General features: G+C 63.3%; 16 protein-coding genes. 11 read left to right on the top strand and 5 right to left on the bottom strand.

What is annotated here, in order from left to right; translation table 11 throughout:
- Nucleotides 1–37 precede the first annotated feature (37 nt).
- Nucleotides 38–1,018: a pilus assembly protein PilP gene (locus AC1VNX_RS24565; RefSeq protein WP_483160249.1), complete on the bottom strand. Its 981-nt coding sequence runs from the start codon at nucleotides 1,016–1,018 to the stop codon at nucleotides 38–40.
- A gap of 50 nt (nucleotides 1,019–1,068) precedes the next feature.
- Nucleotides 1,069–1,293: a hypothetical protein gene (locus tag AC1VNX_RS24560; RefSeq protein WP_483160248.1), complete on the bottom strand. Its 225-nt coding sequence runs from the start codon at nucleotides 1,291–1,293 to the stop codon at nucleotides 1,069–1,071.
- On the opposite strand from AC1VNX_RS24560, the gene AC1VNX_RS24555 reads away from it, so the two are divergent.
- Nucleotides 1,292–1,612, top strand: a complete 321-nt coding sequence (locus AC1VNX_RS24555) for a hypothetical protein (RefSeq protein WP_483160247.1) — start codon at nucleotides 1,292–1,294, stop codon at nucleotides 1,610–1,612. The two genes, AC1VNX_RS24560 and AC1VNX_RS24555, sit on opposite strands and share 2 nt — an antisense overlap.
- A 276-nt stretch (nucleotides 1,613–1,888) precedes the next feature.
- Here AC1VNX_RS24555 and AC1VNX_RS24550 read toward each other — a convergent pair whose 3' ends face one another.
- The 3 genes from AC1VNX_RS24550 to AC1VNX_RS24540 all read right to left on the bottom strand — a co-directional run bounded on the left by AC1VNX_RS24550 (nucleotide 1,889) and on the right by AC1VNX_RS24540 (nucleotide 5,403).
- Entirely contained in the window at nucleotides 1,889–2,272 is a 384-nt protein-coding gene (locus AC1VNX_RS24550; protein ID WP_483160246.1) for a hypothetical protein, read from the bottom strand.
- 865 nt (nucleotides 2,273–3,137) lie between these two features.
- Complete coding sequence (locus tag AC1VNX_RS24545; RefSeq protein ID WP_483156694.1) at nucleotides 3,138–3,485, bottom strand: hypothetical protein; 348 nt, start codon at nucleotides 3,483–3,485, stop codon at nucleotides 3,138–3,140.
- Between the two features lie 712 nt (nucleotides 3,486–4,197).
- Nucleotides 4,198–5,403 (bottom strand): PucR family transcriptional regulator, encoded by a 1,206-nt coding sequence (locus tag AC1VNX_RS24540; protein ID WP_483160245.1) that lies wholly within the window; start codon nucleotides 5,401–5,403, stop codon nucleotides 4,198–4,200.
- 126 nt (nucleotides 5,404–5,529) lie between these two features.
- Here AC1VNX_RS24540 and AC1VNX_RS24535 point away from each other — a divergent pair, with 126 nt between their 5' ends.
- The 10 genes from AC1VNX_RS24535 to AC1VNX_RS24490 are packed head-to-tail and all read left to right on the top strand — an operon-like array spanning nucleotide 5,530 to nucleotide 15,971.
- Nucleotides 5,530–5,781, top strand: coding sequence for a hypothetical protein (locus tag AC1VNX_RS24535; RefSeq protein WP_483160244.1), 252 nt, complete (start codon nucleotides 5,530–5,532; stop codon nucleotides 5,779–5,781).
- A gap of 44 nt (nucleotides 5,782–5,825) precedes the next feature.
- A complete protein-coding gene (locus AC1VNX_RS24530) occupies nucleotides 5,826–6,944 on the top strand; it encodes a saccharopine dehydrogenase family protein (protein ID WP_483160243.1) in 1,119 nt (372 codons plus the stop codon).
- Nucleotides 6,945–6,978: 34 nt separating this feature from the next.
- Nucleotides 6,979–7,827 (top strand): enoyl-CoA hydratase/isomerase family protein, encoded by an 849-nt coding sequence (locus tag AC1VNX_RS24525; RefSeq protein WP_483160242.1) that lies wholly within the window; start codon nucleotides 6,979–6,981, stop codon nucleotides 7,825–7,827.
- A gap of 35 nt (nucleotides 7,828–7,862) precedes the next feature.
- Nucleotides 7,863–9,620 carry an acyl-CoA dehydrogenase family protein gene (locus AC1VNX_RS24520; protein ID WP_483160241.1) on the top strand — a complete coding sequence of 586 codons (1,758 nt, stop codon included), beginning with the start codon at nucleotides 7,863–7,865 and terminating at the stop codon, nucleotides 9,618–9,620.
- A 21-nt stretch (nucleotides 9,621–9,641) separates the two neighbouring features.
- Nucleotides 9,642–10,391 carry an electron transfer flavoprotein subunit beta/FixA family protein gene (locus AC1VNX_RS24515; RefSeq protein ID WP_483160240.1) on the top strand — a complete coding sequence of 250 codons (750 nt, stop codon included), beginning with the start codon at nucleotides 9,642–9,644 and terminating at the stop codon, nucleotides 10,389–10,391.
- A 1-nt stretch (nucleotide 10,392) separates the two neighbouring features.
- Nucleotides 10,393–11,340: an electron transfer flavoprotein subunit alpha/FixB family protein gene (locus AC1VNX_RS24510; RefSeq protein WP_483160239.1), complete on the top strand. Its 948-nt coding sequence runs from the start codon at nucleotides 10,393–10,395 to the stop codon at nucleotides 11,338–11,340.
- A complete protein-coding gene (locus AC1VNX_RS24505) occupies nucleotides 11,337–11,783 on the top strand; it encodes a GFA family protein (protein WP_307636270.1) in 447 nt (148 codons plus the stop codon). The genes AC1VNX_RS24510 and AC1VNX_RS24505 overlap by 4 nt, the downstream gene beginning before the upstream one ends.
- Before the next feature lie 14 nt (nucleotides 11,784–11,797).
- Nucleotides 11,798–13,081, top strand: coding sequence for an acyl-CoA dehydrogenase family protein (locus AC1VNX_RS24500; protein ID WP_483160238.1), 1,284 nt, complete (start codon nucleotides 11,798–11,800; stop codon nucleotides 13,079–13,081).
- Between the two features lie 32 nt (nucleotides 13,082–13,113).
- Nucleotides 13,114–14,670, top strand: a complete 1,557-nt coding sequence (locus tag AC1VNX_RS24495) for an AMP-binding protein (RefSeq protein WP_483160237.1) — start codon at nucleotides 13,114–13,116, stop codon at nucleotides 14,668–14,670.
- A gap of 17 nt (nucleotides 14,671–14,687) precedes the next feature.
- On the top strand, nucleotides 14,688–15,971 hold the full coding sequence (locus AC1VNX_RS24490; RefSeq protein ID WP_483160236.1) for an acyl-CoA dehydrogenase family protein: 1,284 nt from the start codon (nucleotides 14,688–14,690) through the stop codon (nucleotides 15,969–15,971).
- Nucleotides 15,972–16,046: the final 75 nt, after the last annotated feature.

Here is a 16,046-nt window from a genome sequence, read left to right as displayed (position 1 = left end):
AGACTTCCATAGAGCGGGCGTTGGATGCTTCCGACGATCACCGCTCGGCCGTGCTCTTCACCGGCACGAATGCCAGCGAGTTCTGGCTTTCCCGCCACACCCCGTGATCGTCTTGAACGATCTCACGCAGTGCAATTCCTTCGTCCGAAATGCGATCGATTCGCCCAAATTGGCGCCCTACGTAGTTTCCCTTCAGCACGGTGAATAAGAGATCATCAGGTGATTCCACAAAGCCTGTGCGGCCGCTCGGGCTGTCCATGAACCCCCTCGCCACGAGGGACTGCAGAGCGTATCCCTCAAGTTTCTCAACTCGCCGCAAGGGAGCGCCAGCCGGTTGAGCGTTCTCTAAACGAGGGGCAAAGGACTGTACGTTGGATCGTGCTGCGAACTGTGAAGCCCGCGGCAAACAGTCTCCCGCTGGTTGACGCGCATTCACTGCAATATCGCCACTCGAACCTCGGATCAGGTCAGAACCGCTGGCCATTGCAATGGCATCCAAAAGCGATGCGATGGGCACATCTCTGACGGCGACTCCAAGATTGGCTGTTGGGGCGCGGGCTACTTTCGAGTCCCCCTTGAAGTTATTAGAAAGAAAGTCGCGCAACACAGCGAGGAGAGTGGGTACTTCGATGTGCTGGAAGTTCAGCGAAACCTTCTGAGCTCCTAGATCCTTTTCGATGCTTCCACCGCCGCCTGCAATGCATTTGCCTTTAACCACGGTGACTTCACCGCGCTGCACGACCACGCCGTCGACTCGCTTTGCAATGTCTTCAAAAAGCTCGTTCGTCGATGAGTAGCTACGGTCGATGTTCAATCGTATGCCGTGCAGCGCAGGACCAACTACAAGATTGCTTTCACGGCGTACCGCCACCGAGGTCAAAAAACTAGCCGCCTCCACATCAGCGACGCGAACATAAAATGACACATCGGCATTCGGAGTTTGAGCGCTTGAAACTGACGAGACCACAAAAAGTGCGGCCGCGATAAACGCGAGAGTTCTAAGCATGCGTGGGTTCATGTTTGCGGGAAGGTTGGAGGATGCAGCTCAACGTCCGCTCTTGGCCGACTTCAGCCTTCTTGCGTATCAGCGGAAGGTTCATCTGGTGCTCGCATCCAACTTGCCTCGGTGGCCAGACGCACTGCAGTCCACCCCAGAGGTAAATCAGCCAGTTCTCGCAGAGTCTCGTCGCGCTCCACCATGCTTTTCAGCGAAACAAGCATCGCTTCGGACATATCGATCGGTTCCCCGGTTAGAAATGACCAAGTCCCGTCTTCTGCGTCGTGGTGCACCATGAGCAGCGGTTTCGCTGCACTGATGATGGAGCGTACGGTGAAGCACATGACGTTCGGTGCGTCTCCAAAAGGCCACGGCGTTATTGCGTTCATGAAGTTTGCTTCCCTGAATGACCGCTATGGGATGAATTTGACAGCGAGCCCGACCGGACGCTTCTGGCCGGAGGCTGCGCTACGAGTCATGCCTCGATCAAGCACTGGCGTCGCGAACTTCACGCCCGAGAGCCAGGCTCATCCTGGCGCACAGTACCGTGAGCCAAGCTATCCAAATGGGCGTCTCGACTTCGCCGCAGAACTGGATACCGCTGGGTTCGACTGAGGCCCAGATGTATCGTGCATCGCCCTCCTGACCGTACCAAGCTGGCCCATCCTTATCGCCTAGCCAACCATCCAACGACTCATATACAGCCGAAACCTTCAACCACTCTTGCTTGGACAGGTCGTACGGGATATTCAGAGTGATGTCTTGTCGCAAGTGCCGTCCTCCGATCTGTTGGCGTCAGCATTCTGACTCCTTTGGCCTTGGCCGCGTCCTCAAAGCTCGAAACTAGGCGCCGCCGTTGAATGTCCGAAGTTGGCCGTCAACTGCCGAATTCTAGGAATCACCAGTTGTCAGCTCAACTGAGTTCTTCGGGGCGGCATTTTGTATCGCGTAGTAGCGGTCCAAGCCCTTGCTCAGGAACAGCAGGACGCTGACAACAACAACAATTGCCCCCCAAACTGCATCGACAGTCTTCGATCCCACGTAGCTGGGAAGGAGTAGTGCTTGAAGGAAGAACGCTGCACCGTAGATTCCGAGGCCGATAGCGAAGCCATTCATGAACTTTCTTGACTTCGAAAGTGCCGCGAAGGCCGTTCCCACCACAACCAAAGCGATGAGAAGGGCTGCTCCGATGGAGCCCAATGCCCCGCGAACCAGAGTAGCTAGAACCAACAGAGAAATCAACGCAAGGAATGAGCTTGGAATCTTGGTCTTCATGGCGAGCACGCTACTTCCCTTGAATATCTGCTGATCTTTGCTGGGCTAGACGGTAGTGCCCACACGCTTCGAATCGGTACCGCAGAACACGCCGAAGGATTGTGGCGGACTTCCGCTCTTGGCCGACTGTAGTTGGTCGCACTGCCGTCCGGAAGGGCCCGAGAGCGTGTCTTGCAAGCGTCCCCTATGCCCTCGGCACCAGCGCCATATGGACTTCATGCCAGAAAGCGGCTGCCTCGGCATCGCCCGCGTCCCTGGCTCGCTCAAACAGGCGCAGTGCATACCTGTGTGCATCCCGCCCGTGGCGAAGCTCTAGTTCGTGCGACTCACGCCCGACTTTGACGTAGTCCACTGTCGAAGGTAATGGGCAATTTTCTGGCGTCATGGCGAAGGTCTGGTTGTGGCCGGATCCTGCCACACCTATATCGGCGCGCCACCCGGCACAATTCGCCGCGACATCGCTAGTCGGCTTTGCCACTTGGCAGCATGCAGATTGTGGCGAGATGCGCTTGCTGTTCGACATACCACGCCGACGGATAGTCCTCTCGATCCCATGGTTCGTCGCTCTCGTACGTTCCTCTGCCAAGAAATCCGTAGTAGACGTTCATCGCGTCGAGGTGACATCTCGCCCAGAACACCCATACACACGTGCTCTTTCCGAGCAGGCGTCTAGCTGCATCGCCGGCAGGTCCGAGCGCGATACAAGTCTCAAGGCCTTCTTCATCGATCCAAACCTCGTGGAGATATTCCCTACGCAGTCGGAGCTGGTCATGCGGTGACATCGTCATCTGGAAGGTCTGGTTATGGACGCGTGCTGATTGGGGTTTGAAGGGCTGCTCTTGGCCGCAATTGGCCGGTGAGCACCTCAGGCCGAACGGCTGACGAGGGCCTGGAGATTTTCGTAGGCGTACCCCCGGCGCTCGGTGATAAGCGTGTTCGCACGCGCAAGCAGGGCCTCAGGTATCGGTCCATTTTTCGTCAAGGCAAGTAGGGCACTCGCGATTTCGGTCGCGCCGACTGCTTCGAAGGCTTCGGCAAATGTGCCCATGGCAGGTCTTCCGTAGCGATGAATCAACCCGTCGATGCCATCCTTGTCACAGTAGACCTCCGCCTCAGAGATTGCGAACACCAGCTTCTGAACACCGGCCAACGACGCAAGGCCATGTCGCTCGCCAAGCTCGACCGCGTCCCGGATAGCACCATCGGAATCCATGATTTCTGAGCCTTGCTTTTGAATGTCTGGTTCTGGCCGATAGTACCTATTCGCGCGAGTCCGTCGAATGTCGGCATCCGCTGCACAGCCGTCGGTCACACCAAGCTTCAGATTGGCCAGTTATTTCGTCGCTCTTTTTCTGGGTGAGCCACTGGCTGAAATTCTTGATGCATGTGCATCGATCCGGAAGTGGGGGTACAAACGGGGGTATAAATTCCCTCTGAGGGAGTCTACTATCTAGGATTCATAACGAATAGATCTGAACTTTCAATAGACCCCAGCCCACCAACATAACGTCCGAGGGCGTTCACTGAAGTCCGGTGAACGCCCTTTTTCATTGGGAGATCGCCTATTGGTGGTCCGATGAAATCCGACAAGGTCCATTGGCAGCGAAGCCAAAAGCGGGGAACAGACCGGGGAACATAGGGCGGAATTTGAGACTTTCGGGGTATTTGTTCCCCGGTTGCCATGATCTTCGGACTGCCCCACTGTTGAATGGAGGGTCAGAGGTCGGTGGAATCCAACAGACAGGGTCAAACCTCAGGGTGCATCAAAATCCGTCAAGTCAGATTGACGTTTTCCCAGGCCGGCTTCGTGGCTTCGTGGCTTCGTGCGCGACCCGCCCTGGCCTGCGGCAAGTGAGGACGTGGCCGGCGCGATCCTCGTTCTCTCTTTAACCCGCGCCGCGCGCTTGCTTCTCCGAACGCTCGACCTAATTGCCAATGCCGAGCCTGCTCGCCAGATGCAAGGCGAGTTCCAGTTGCAAGCGCTCCTCATCGGGTGAGCGCCCCAGCAAGTCTGTGGCCCGGTCCAGCCGGTAGCGGACTGTGTTGTGATGCAAACCCATTTCAGCTGCTGTCCCGCGAAGGCTGCAGTTGGCCTTGAAGTACGCATCCAGCGTGGCTCGCAATCGGCGCACCTCTTTTGTCTGTGCTGCAAGGGGCCCAAGCGTTTCGGCAATGAAGACGCGGCAATAGTCAGGGTCATTGCTGCACAGGGCGGCCAGTTCGATCTGGTCGAAGCGGCTGACGCTTCCAACTGGAGATCCTGCCAGGCGCGCCACGCGAAGGGCCTCCACCGCTTCGCGGTGGCTGCGCCGGAACCCAGACAGGCCGCTGCCCGGACGGCCTTGGCCGATCAGGATGGCTGCGCGCGATTCCGGCAAGTCCAGGGCGGCCCGGGAAGGTATCCAGCACCAGGTGGTATCGACGTCCACGCGAACGACCAGAGGCTTCAGTCTCGACGCCGCGGCGGCGATCTCGAAAGCGGTCGAGTCCAACGCCGTGTGATCACCGCTTCGGTAATGGCTCAGCACCAGCGCGACATGGTGACCGCCAAGGTCGTAGCCAAGACGCAGGCTTGCCTCGCGAGCATCGAGATCTTCGCTGGTCAGAGCACTTCGAACGTATGCCGCCCATGCGAGCGAGCCTTCGCGGGCTTGCCGCTCCGTCTCGTCACGGAACTCGGCGCCAAGGCGGGTCGAGGCCACTTCCAGCCAAGCGAAAAGGAAGGTGATGCCATAGCTGGTGACCGGGACCGCCAGCGATGCGTCGGTGCAATGTTTCTCCACGGCTTGCGCCCACCGTTTACACCAGTAGGCGGTTCCCAGGCGGTATCCGCGCATGACGTTGTCGTGATTGACCCCGTATTGAACGCTGGCGCGGGTGGCTAGCACCACCTCCGTCGATGGCGTCAGTTCCTCCGGTGGGACGCCACAGGACAGCGCTTCCAGCAAGAGCTTGGAGTTGGCATGGCATGCGGTGCGAGCAAGGCCCAAGGTCCCCGGATGCGACATCTCCGGCATCTCCTCGCCCAGGTGAACCACCATGCCCTCGCCGATCGAGTGCAGTTCGGGCAACAGCGCGATAGCCACGTGCCGCACAGCCGTCCGGATCGAGCGTTCGGTGGTTTGCGACATGGCTTGATATTACGCCATTTGGTCAATTTATTTCGAAACTGTTGACCGAACGACTGGTGACGCCATTCGGTGCAAGCGGGAGGATTCGTTGCCCGATAAGCCATTAATCACAAAACGGAGACAACAATGGGGCTATTCACTTCGACGAAGCCTGTGGCTGCGCCGCAGGCCATCGACACGGCCAGCCTCCTGGCCACTTTCCCCGCAGTGCACGCTGCGAACGTGTCACCGCCGCAAGAGGCATCGGACACGCGCGTCAAACAGCCTCTTGATCGCCTCTTTGCGGCCCAGGGGCTCGCGCACGACCCGTTGCGCACCGACATGCCGCTGCGTGGCCGCTTCAACCCCCTGGACGCTTTTCCGCGCGTCGATCTGTGACCCGCCGCATGCGGCCTTCAACACCGTTTCATGGAGAACAAAGCATGAGCAACAACTACCCTGTGGTCATCTACGGCGCAAGCGGGTACACCGGCCGCCAGGTCGCCGAGTATCTGCGCGACTACCGAGTTCCCTTCATCGCGGCCGGTCGCAGCCGCGCCCGGCTTGAAGAGGCTATGAAGGCCGTGCCGGGCATCGAGGATTGCCAGTACGAGATCGTCGAGGTCGAGCACGATGTCGAGGCGCTGGCCAAGCTGTTCCGCGGCCGCCGCGTGGTCTGCAACACGGTGGGGCCGTTCGCGCGCCGCGCCAACACCGTCATCGAGGCGGCACTGAAGGCCGGCATCCACTACCTCGACACGGCGGGCGAACAGATCCACGTCGCCAAGGTGCGAGAGCGCTGGGACGCCGACTTCCGCAAGGCCGGCCTGCTGGTCGTGCCGTCGATGGCGTGCATGTATTCCGTCAGCGAAATCTCCGCGCGCTACGTCATGGAGACCGAGGGGATCGATTCGCTCGACATGTTCATGTACGGCGTGGCGGTGCCGACTCAGAACTCTGCCGAGAGCATCTTCGATTCGCTGATGCGCGACAAGGCGCGCTACCTCGTGGACAACGAGCTGGTCGAGTACCAGGACCTGGACGTGCAGAACGTCCTCCTGCCCAGCGGTGCGGTGGTGACCGGCACGCATTGGGGCGGCACGTCGAACCCGATCTGGTTCCATGGCGACCCGAGAGTGCGCAACTGCAAGATGACCGTGGCGATGTCCAACCCCCAGCTGTACAAGCGGGTCCAGGAGCTGGAGCGGGCCTACAAGGTGCAGCTGCAATGGATTCCGGAAGAACAGCTCGTGCCCTTGATGGACAAGCTGGCTGCGAACATGACGCCCGCCATGCCTCCGCGCGAGTCGCGCCACGTGCATCGCACGATGGACTGGACGCACGGCCGCGGCACCAACGTGGCCGCCAAATGCACGATCTACGGTGTCGGAGGCTACTTGCAGACGGCTTGCCTGCAGGCCTATGCGGCCACGCGGCTGGCGCGCGGCCACATCGACGTCGCCGGCTTCCGCTCGCCCTGCCAGGCGTTCGGCCATCGCGAGCTGCACGCCGCGTTGCGCACCCACGGACTCTCGAACCTGAAGGTCGAGCGCATCGTCTGAACGCCGCAGCCATCCGAAACAGAAGGAGATGAACATGAGTGACCCATTGCTTGCCACCCGTGTCGATGGCGCGGTGATGCGCGTGTCGATCAAGAACCCCCCGGTGAACCTGCTGAACGTCGGCATGGTCAGAGAACTGTTTGGCCTGGTCGGGCGCCTGACGGTCGACCCGTCGATCAAGGTGGTGGTGTTCGACAGCGCCGTGCCCGATTTCTTCATCGCGCACTTCGATGCCACCGAGTTCGCGACTTCGTCGACCGACCCGGCGGCGAAGGGCCGCTACGACGAGATCAACATCCTGCAGTCGCTGACCACCTGCATTGGCAACCTGCCGCAGATCACCATCGCCGAGGTCAACGGCGTATGCCGCGGTGGCGGCCTCGAGATGATCCTGGGCATGACGATGCGCTTCGCCAGCCGGTCGGCACGCTTCTGCATTCCCGAGACCAGCCTGGGCTTCCTGCCCTGCGGCGGCGGCATGACGCGGCTGGCGATGATGTGCGGCCCGGCGCGCGCGCTGGAGGTGACGCTGAGTGGCCGCGACTTCAGCGGCGAAGAGGCGCAGCAGTACGGCATCGTCAACCGCGCGCTGGTGGACGACGAGCTGCGCGCCTATGTCGACACGCTTGCGCGCCGCATCGCGCTGCGCCCGGCGCACGCGATCGCGTCCAACCGCGACGTCATCAAGCGCACGTTCGCGTCGATGGCCGATTCGCTGTTCGAAGGCTTCGCGGCCGAGAACGACGCGATGCGCGCCGCGGTCCGGCAGGGTTTCATGCCGCGCGCGAACGAGGCGTTGATCCAGGCCGGCCAGACGCGTGAAAACGAAATTGATCTGCCCGCCACGATCGATCGCATCCTCGCTTCGATGCAGACCCAGTGACCTCGTACCTCGTACCCCTTGAGGAGTCGCGCTTCGTGCTGCGCGAACTGGCGGACCTCGACCGCGTCGCGCAACTGCCGAACGCCGAGGTCCTGGCCGACGACGAACTCACCGGCTCGATCCTGATCGAAGCGTCGCGTCTGGCCGAAGGCGTGCTGGAGCCGCTGAACGCGACCGGGGACCGCGATGGCGCACGCTGGAGCGCCGAAGGCGTGAAGGCGACTCCGGGTTTCAAGGACGCGTACCGGCAGTACGTCGAGGGCGGCTGGAACCGCCTGGCGATGCCCATCGAATACGGCGGCCAGGGCATGCCCACGCTGCTGTCTGCCGCAGTGCGCGAGATTTTCATCGGGGCCAACAAGGCCTTCTGCATGTGTCCCGGCCTGACCGATGCCGCGGTGCACGCGCTGATGGTGGGGGCCGACGACGCGCTGAAGGCGTACTACCTGCCCCGGCTCGTCAGCGGCGAGTGGACGGCGACGATGAACCTCACCGAGCCGCAAGCGGGCTCGGACGTGGGCGCGCTGCGCACGCGGGCGGTGCCGGCCGGCGACGGGACCTACCGCATTTTCGGCCAGAAGATCTTCATCAGTTTCGGCGACCACGACCTGACGGACAACATCGTCCACCTCGTGCTCGCTCGCGTGGCCGGTGCGCCGGAAGGCTCCAAGGGCATTTCGCTGTTCGTGGTGCCGAAGTTCCTGCCGCAGGAGGGCTGGCAGGGCGCGCGCAACGACGTGCAGTGCGCCGGCATCGAGCACAAGGTCGGTAACCATGGCAGTCCGACCTGCACGATGGTCTACGGGGACGCCGGCGAGGGTGCGGTGGCATGGCTCCTCGGCGGGGAGAACATGGGTTTGCAGACCATGTTCGTGATGATGAACCAGGCGCGGATCCTCGTCGGCATGGAAGGGGTGGCGCTCAGCGAGCGGGCCTATCGCCAGGCCCTGGCGTACGCCCGCGAGCGCGTGCAGGGACGTGCTGCCGAAGGCAGTGCACTGCCCGTGCCGATCATTCGCCACCCCGACGTGCGGCGCATGCTGTTGTCGATGCGCAGCCAGACCGAGGCGATGCGCGCGCTGGGCTACATGCTCGCGGGGGCGCTGGACCTGGCCGATGGCCATTCGGATCCGATGGTGCGCCAGGAGCGCCAGGACTTCGTCGACCTGATGATTCCGATCTTCAAGGGCTGGGCGACGGAGACGGCCGTGGAGGTGACCCGCACGTCCGTGCAGATCCACGGCGGCATGGGGTATGTCACCGAGAGCGGCGCGTCGCAGCCGCTGCGTGACGTGCTGATCGCCCCGATCTACGAAGGCACCACCGGCATCCAGGCCAACGACCTGATCGCCCGCAAGGTCTTGCGCGACGGCGGGGCATCACTGAACCGCTGGCTGGCGCAAGTGGACCGCACGCTGGCCGAGACGACGGCCCAGCCGACACTGGCGGACCTCGCATCGCGGCTCGGGGAAGGCGTCGCCTCCGTGCGGATGGTCGCGCAATGGATCGCCCAGGCGCAGCGCGAGCGACCGCTCGATGTGCTCGCCGTGGCCGTGCCGTTCCTCAAGCTCGCGGGCATCGTCGCCGGCGGATGGCTGATGACCCGCGCTGCGCTGGCGGCGAGCCGTCTGCTGGATGCGGGCGACGCCGGCGAGAGCGAATCCTTCCTGCGGGCCAAGCTGGCCTCAGCCCGCTTCTATGCCACGCATGTGCTGCCGCAGGCCGGCGCGCTGGCCGTGACGGCGATGAACGGCAGCGACGCAACGCTGGACGAGTGGGCGCTGCAGGCGTGACGGATCAATCGGAGTCAACGAATGAAGATTCTTGTTTCAGTCAAGCGGGTCGTGGACCACAACGTGAAGGTGCGCGTGAAGTCCGACGGCTCGGGCGTGGACATCGCGAACGCGAAGATGTCGATGAACCCTTTTGACGAGATCGCCGTCGAAGAGGCCGTGCGCCTGAAAGAGAAGGGCGTGGCAACGGAAGTCATCGCCGTCTCCTGCGGCGTGCAGCAGTGCCAGGAGACCCTGCGCACAGCGATGGCCATCGGCGCTGATCGCGCCATCCTCGTGCAGACGGATGAAGAGCTGCAGCCGCTGGCCGTGGCCAGGCTGCTGAAGGCGCTGGTCGACAAGGAGCAGCCGGGTCTGGTGGTCCTTGGCAAGCAGGCGATCGACGACGACGCCAACCAGACGGGCCAGATGCTGGCCGCGCTGGCCGACCTGCCACAGGCCACCTTCGCATCGAAGCTGGAAGTGGCCGACGGCAAGGCCAAGGTCACGCGCGAAGTCGACGGCGGCCTCGAGACGATCAGCATGCCGCTGCCCGCGGTGGTCACCACCGACCTGCGCCTGAACGAGCCGCGCTACGTGACGCTGCCCAACATCATGAAAGCGAAGAAGAAGCAGCTGGACACGGTGAAGCCTGAAGACCTGGGCGTGGACGTGAAGCCGCGCCTCAAGACGCTGAAAGTGACCGAGCCGACTAAGCGCAGCGCGGGCATCAAGGTGCCGGACGCCGCGACGTTGCTGCAAAAGCTCAAGACCGAAGCGAAGGTGATCTGATATGGCCGCCCTGGTGATTGCAGAACACGACAACGCGTCCATCAAGGCTGCGACCCTGAACACCGTGACTGCCGCCGCTGCTTGCGGCGGTGACGTTCACGTGCTGGTTGCTGGCGCGAATGCCGGTGAGGCCGCCAAGGCCGCGAGCCAGATCGCCGGTGTGGCGAAGGTGATCCACGCCGACGGCGAGCAGTTCGCGCACGGTCTGGCCGAGAACGTCGCGGCGCAGGTGCTGGCCATCGCCGGCAACTACGGCCACATCCTGTTCCCCGCCACCGCGAGCGGCAAGAACGTGGCGCCGCGCGTGGCCGCGAAGCTGGACGTGGCTCAGATCTCCGACATCACGAAGGTTGACAGCGCCGACACGTTCGAGCGCCCGATCTATGCCGGCAACGCCATCGCCACCGTGCAGAGCAGCGATGCGGTGAAGGTGATCACCGTGCGCACGACCGCGTTCGATCCGGCTGCTGCCACCGGCGGCAGCGCTGGTGTCGAAACGGCTGGCGCGGTGGGCGACACGGGCAAGAGCAAGTTCGAAAGCTGCGAGATCGCCAAGAGCGACCGCCCCGAACTGACCGCCGCGAAGATCATCGTCTCTGGCGGCCGCGCGCTCGGCTCGAGCGAGAAGTTCCACGACGTGATGACGCCGCTGGCCGACAAGCTGGGCGCTGCGATCGGCGCCAGCCGCGCGGCGGTCGATGCGGGCTATGCGCCCAACGACCTGCAGGTGGGCCAGACCGGCAAGATCGTCGCGCCCCAGCTCTATGTGGCGTGCGGCATTTCCGGCGCCATCCAGCACCTGGCGGGCATGAAGGACTCCAAGGTGATCGTCGCGATCAACAAGGATGCGGAGGCGCCGATCTTCGGCGTGGCCGACTACGGATTGGTCGACGACCTGTTCACCGCCGTGCCGGAACTCGTTTCATCACTGGAGGCCACCGCGAAATGAACAACCCATCAAGCCCTGTGAAGCTGCAAGGCGGCTGTGCCTGTGGCGACGTGCGCTACGAGTGCACGGCCGAGCCCGTCGTGTCGCTGAACTGCCATTGCAGCGTCTGCCAGCGCTACACCGGCACCGCGTATTCGTCGGTGCGCATCGTGCCCGCCGCGGCGTTCCGCTTCGTGCGTGGCGAGCTGCGCTATCACACGTCCACCAGCAACGCCGGTCATGCCGTGTCGCGCGGCTTCTGCCCCAACTGCGGCTCGCAGGTGCTCGGCAGGATCGCCGAGAAGCCCGAGATCGCGCTGATCTCGGCCGGCACGCTGGATGACGCCAGCCTGTATCCGCCCGCCCTGGACCTCTTCACCAGCCGTGCCCAGCCGTGGGTCGTGCTGGACGACCGCCTCGCCAAGTTCGACGAGGGCATCCCCGCGGGTCCGCCGAACACCTGAACGAAGGAACCGACATGCTGAACCTGAAGAAAGACCTGACGCTCCCGGCTGTCAGCTTGACCGGCTTCGAGACCCCGCTGTCCGAAGAGGAGAGCGCCATCCAGCAGACGATGCATCGTTTCGCGAAGGACGTGTTGCGTCCGCTGGGCACCGAGCTTGACAAGATGACGGCCGAACAGGTGGTGGCGCCCGGCTCGCCGTACTACTCGCTCTGGCCGGAGTTCGCGAAGCTGGGCCTCGATTCCGCTGCGATGGCTTCGCTGCCCCCGGAGATGGCGTTGCGCGTCGAATCGATGATCAGCGAGGAGCTCGGCTGGGGAGACAGCGGCCTGGCCGTCTCGATCGGGGCCGGGAGCATGGCCCTCGAGGTGGCGTCCGCCTTGGGCAACCAGGAGTTGCTCGGTCTGACCCTCGGTCGCATCGGGTGCTGGATCGGCACCAAGCCCGACTTCGGCAGCGACTTCCAGATCTTCGACATGCAGCGTGACTGGCCGGCAGGCGTGCCGGGCAACACGGGCAATCTGTGGGGCAAGGTCGGCGAGGACGAGATCGTCATCAACGGCCAAAGCTCCGCCTGGGTCTCCAACGGTGCGGTGGCGCAGGTGGCCGTCGCCTACATGAGCGCTGACTATGGCGACGGGCGGCACGACAAGCAAGGCCGGCCGTACGGCGTGGCCGCGATCGTTCCGCTCGACCTGCCCGGCGTGTCGCGCGGCAAGCCCCTGGAGAAGATCGGCCAGCGCGCGCTGCCGCAGGGCGAGATCTACTTCGACAACGTGCGCATCCCCAAGCGCTTCGCGATCGCGCTGAAGGACGACTACGACGGCAACTTCGCGTCGGCCTGGTCGAATGCCGGCACGCACATGGCGCACATCTTCACCGGCGTCGCGCGCGCGGCGTTCGAGCATGCGCTGCAGTACTGCCATGAACGCAGGCAAGGGGGTCGGCTGCTGATCGACCACCAGCTGACTCGCTATCGCCTGGGCGACATGCTGCGCCGCATCGAGCTGTCGCGTGCCACGGCGCGGCGGGTGCAGGCGTTCGCGCGCCTGTCGCCCCGCAGTCATCCCTACGTCACTGCCTCAGGCAAGGTGACGGTGACCGAGGAAGCGATGAAGGTGGTGCACGAGGCCTTCCAGCTTTTCGGCGGTGTCGGCACAACGCGCGAATACCCGATCGAGAAGCTGTTCCGCGACGCGCGATCGGCGCTCATCGAGGACGGCGAGAACTACACCTTGACCATGCGCCTGGGCCTGCTGGCCCAGCAGCTGTACGCCGAGGGCTGGTCCAACCCCTGACACCCATTTCCGAACTCGAACGAATCAACATCATGGCAGTCATCGACTTCTTCGACCGCGGCTGGCGCCTGAACCCGGCCGGCGCCGCCTACATCCAGGGCGAGCGGGTCTTCACGTACAACGAGGTGGGCGCGCTGTCCTGCCGCATAGCCAACAAGCTCCTGGCACTGGGCCTGCCGAAGGAAGCCAAGGGAGCGGTCTGGTCGGGCAACGACGTCATCGCATGGACCTGCACGCTGGGCCTGTGGCGCGCCAACAAGGCGTGGCTGCCGGTGAATCCGCGCAGCTCGGCAGAGGAGAACCGCTACGTCATCGACACCTTCGACTGCGAGATCCTGTTCTTTCAGAACGCCTATGCGCCCATGGTGGACTCGTTGCGCGGCGTCCTGAAGAAGGTCAAGCACTGGGTTTGCATCGACGCCGATCTCCCTTGGGCGCCGTCATTGGATTCATGGCTCGCGCACGCCTCGGCGGCCATGCCGGTCGTCCCTTACGAGATGGACGACGTGGTCATGCTGACGCCGACCGGTGGCACGACCGGCACGCCCAAGGGCGTGATGAACACGCACCGCAGCCTGCAGACCTTCGTCGGCTTCTCGCTGATCATGTGCCCCTACCGGGACGGCACGCGGCCGGTGAACCTGACGATGGCGCCGATGACGCATGCGGCCGGCATGTTGTCGGTGCCCTGCACCGCGCAAGGCGGCACGGTGGTGGTGCTCACCAAGCCCGATCCCGCCGCGCTGATCGAGAACGTGGCCCGGCACCGGGTGACGGAGTTCTTCCTGCCCCCCACGGTGATCTACCGGCTGCTGGAGATGCCCGGCATTGCCGAAGCCGACTTCTCGTCGATGAAGTACCTGATGTATGGCGCGGCGCCGATGTCGGTGGAAAAACTCAAGAAGGCCATCGAGATCTTCGGGCCGATCATGATGGGCGGCTACGGCCAGACCGAAGCGCCGGCCGGCATTTCCATCCTGCGGCCCGACGAGCACATGGTGGGCGGGGAGTTGGCGTCCGACGAGCGCCTGTCGTCGGTGGGTCACACCAACCCGCTGGTGCGGGTCGAGATCATGGATGACGATGGCCGGATCCTGCCTGACGGCGAGACAGGCGAGATCTGCGTGCGCGGCGACATCGTGATGAAGGGTTATTACAAGGATCCCGAGAAGACCGCCGAGACCATCGTCGACGGCTGGTTGCACACAGGCGACATCGGCCACTTCGATGGCGAGCACCGGCTGCACATCACCGACCGCAAGAAGGACATGATCATCACGGGCGGCTTCAACGTCTACCCGAGCCAGGTCGAGCAGGTGCTGTGGTCGCACCCCGCGGTGCAGGACTGCGCCGTGATCGGCGTGCCCGACGAGAAGTGGGGCGAGGCCGTCAAGGCGGTCGTCGAGCTGAACCCCGGCCAGAGCGCCAGTGCCGACGAACTGATCGCGCTTTGCAAGGAGCGCCTGGGCAGCGTGATGGCGCCGAAGTCGGTGGACTTCATCGCATCGTTGCCCCGCAGTCTTGCCGGCAAGGTGCTCAAGAAAGACCTGCGCCAGCAGTTCTGGCAGCAGGCCCAACGCAAGATCTGAATCCAAAGGAGACGAACGTGCTGGAACTGAAAACTGAACTGAATTTGCCGGACGTTTGCCTCTCCGGTTTCGAAACGCCGCTGTCCGAAGAGGAGCGCGCGGTTCAGGAGGTGCTTCATCGGTTTGCCAAGGAAGTCCTCCGCCCGACGGGCACGGCGCTGGACAAGATGACCGCGGAGCAGGCCATCGCCCCAGGATCGCCTTATTACTCGGTCTTTGCAGAGTTCGCGAAGCTCGGCGTAGATCCCGCACAGTTCGCTTCGCTCCCCCAAGAGACGGCGTTGCGCATGGAATCGATGATCGCCGAGGAGATGGGGTGGGGCGACAGCGGGCTCGCTCTTTCGCTGGGCATCGCCAACTTCCCGATGCAACTGGCGCTTGCCGCCGGAAAGCAGGAACTCGCCGAGCTGTGTGCCGGCCGCATCGGGTGCTGGATCGGCACCAAGCCCGACTTCGGCAGCGACTTCCAGATCTTCGACATGCAGCGTGACTGGCCTGCAGGCGTGCCGGGCAACACGGGCAATCTGTGGGGCAAGGTCGGCGAGGACGAGATCGTCATCAACGGCCAAAGCTCCGCCTGGGTCTCCAACGGCGCGGTGGCGCAGGTGGCCGTCGCCTACATGAGCGCTGACTATGGCGACGGGCGCCACGACAAGCAAGGCCGGCCGCACGGTGTCGCGGTGATCATCCCTCTCGACCTTCCCGGCGTGTCGCGCGGCAAGCCGCTTGAGAAAATCGGCCTGCGCGCGCTTCCTCAAGGGGAAATCTATTTCGACAACGTTCGTGTGCCGAAACGCTTCGCCGTCGCATTGAAAGACGAGTACTGCGGCAACTTTGCTTCGGTGTGGGCTTACGCCGGAGCACACACGTCGCCGATATTCGTGGGCCTCGCCCGCGCGGCGTTCGAGATGGCGCTGCAGTACTGCCATGAACGTAAACAGGGCGGAAGGCTGCTGATCGATCATCAGCTGACCCGATATCGTCTCGGCGACATGCTGCGCCGGATTGAACTGGCCCGCGCGACGGCGCGGCGCTCACTCGCGTTTGCACGCCTTTCGGAGCGGCCCCACCCTTACGTCACCGCAGCCAACAAAGTGACGGTCACCGAAGAGGCGATGAAAGTGGCCCACGAGGCGCTCCAGCTTTTCGGCGGGGTGGGCACGACACGCGAATATCCCATCGAGAAGCTGTTCCGCGACGCACGCCCCTCCCTTATCGGGGATGGCGAGAGCTACACGGTGACCATGCGCCTTGGGCTTCTTTGCCAGCAGCTCTATGCGGAGGGCTGGAGCAATCCCTGATCCGGGGTGCTCGAGAAGGAGCTGCGCCCAGCAGTTCTGGCAGCAGGCCCAACGCAAGACCTGAAATTCAAAGGA

The sequence above is a fragment of the Variovorax sp. TLI9-5A genome, assembly GCF_056867935.1.
The sequence above is the reverse complement of the archived record's forward strand: the minus strand, read 5'-3'. Positions and strand labels throughout refer to the sequence as shown.

Coding starts and splice junctions, on each gene's coding strand:
- AC1VNX_RS24505 (WP_307636270.1), top strand. CDS start 11,337: ATGAACAACCCATCAAGCCCTGTGAAGCTGCAAGGCGGCTGTGCCTGT.
- AC1VNX_RS24530 (WP_483160243.1), top strand. CDS start 5,826: ATGAGCAACAACTACCCTGTGGTCATCTACGGCGCAAGCGGGTACACC.
- AC1VNX_RS24545 (WP_483156694.1), bottom strand. CDS start 3,485: ATGGATTCCGATGGTGCTATCCGGGACGCGGTCGAGCTTGGCGAGCGA.
- AC1VNX_RS24560 (WP_483160248.1), bottom strand. CDS start 1,293: ATGGTGCACCACGACGCAGAAGACGGGACTTGGTCATTTCTAACCGGG.
- AC1VNX_RS24525 (WP_483160242.1), top strand. CDS start 6,979: ATGAGTGACCCATTGCTTGCCACCCGTGTCGATGGCGCGGTGATGCGC.
- AC1VNX_RS24510 (WP_483160239.1), top strand. CDS start 10,393: ATGGCCGCCCTGGTGATTGCAGAACACGACAACGCGTCCATCAAGGCT.
- AC1VNX_RS24550 (WP_483160246.1), bottom strand. CDS start 2,272: ATGAAGACCAAGATTCCAAGCTCATTCCTTGCGTTGATTTCTCTGTTG.
- AC1VNX_RS24500 (WP_483160238.1), top strand. CDS start 11,798: ATGCTGAACCTGAAGAAAGACCTGACGCTCCCGGCTGTCAGCTTGACC.
- AC1VNX_RS24495 (WP_483160237.1), top strand. CDS start 13,114: ATGGCAGTCATCGACTTCTTCGACCGCGGCTGGCGCCTGAACCCGGCC.
- AC1VNX_RS24565 (WP_483160249.1), bottom strand. CDS start 1,018: ATGAACCCACGCATGCTTAGAACTCTCGCGTTTATCGCGGCCGCACTT.
- AC1VNX_RS24540 (WP_483160245.1), bottom strand. CDS start 5,403: ATGTCGCAAACCACCGAACGCTCGATCCGGACGGCTGTGCGGCACGTG.
- AC1VNX_RS24555 (WP_483160247.1), top strand. CDS start 1,292: ATGAGCAGCGGTTTCGCTGCACTGATGATGGAGCGTACGGTGAAGCAC.
- AC1VNX_RS24515 (WP_483160240.1), top strand. CDS start 9,642: ATGAAGATTCTTGTTTCAGTCAAGCGGGTCGTGGACCACAACGTGAAG.
- AC1VNX_RS24535 (WP_483160244.1), top strand. CDS start 5,530: ATGGGGCTATTCACTTCGACGAAGCCTGTGGCTGCGCCGCAGGCCATC.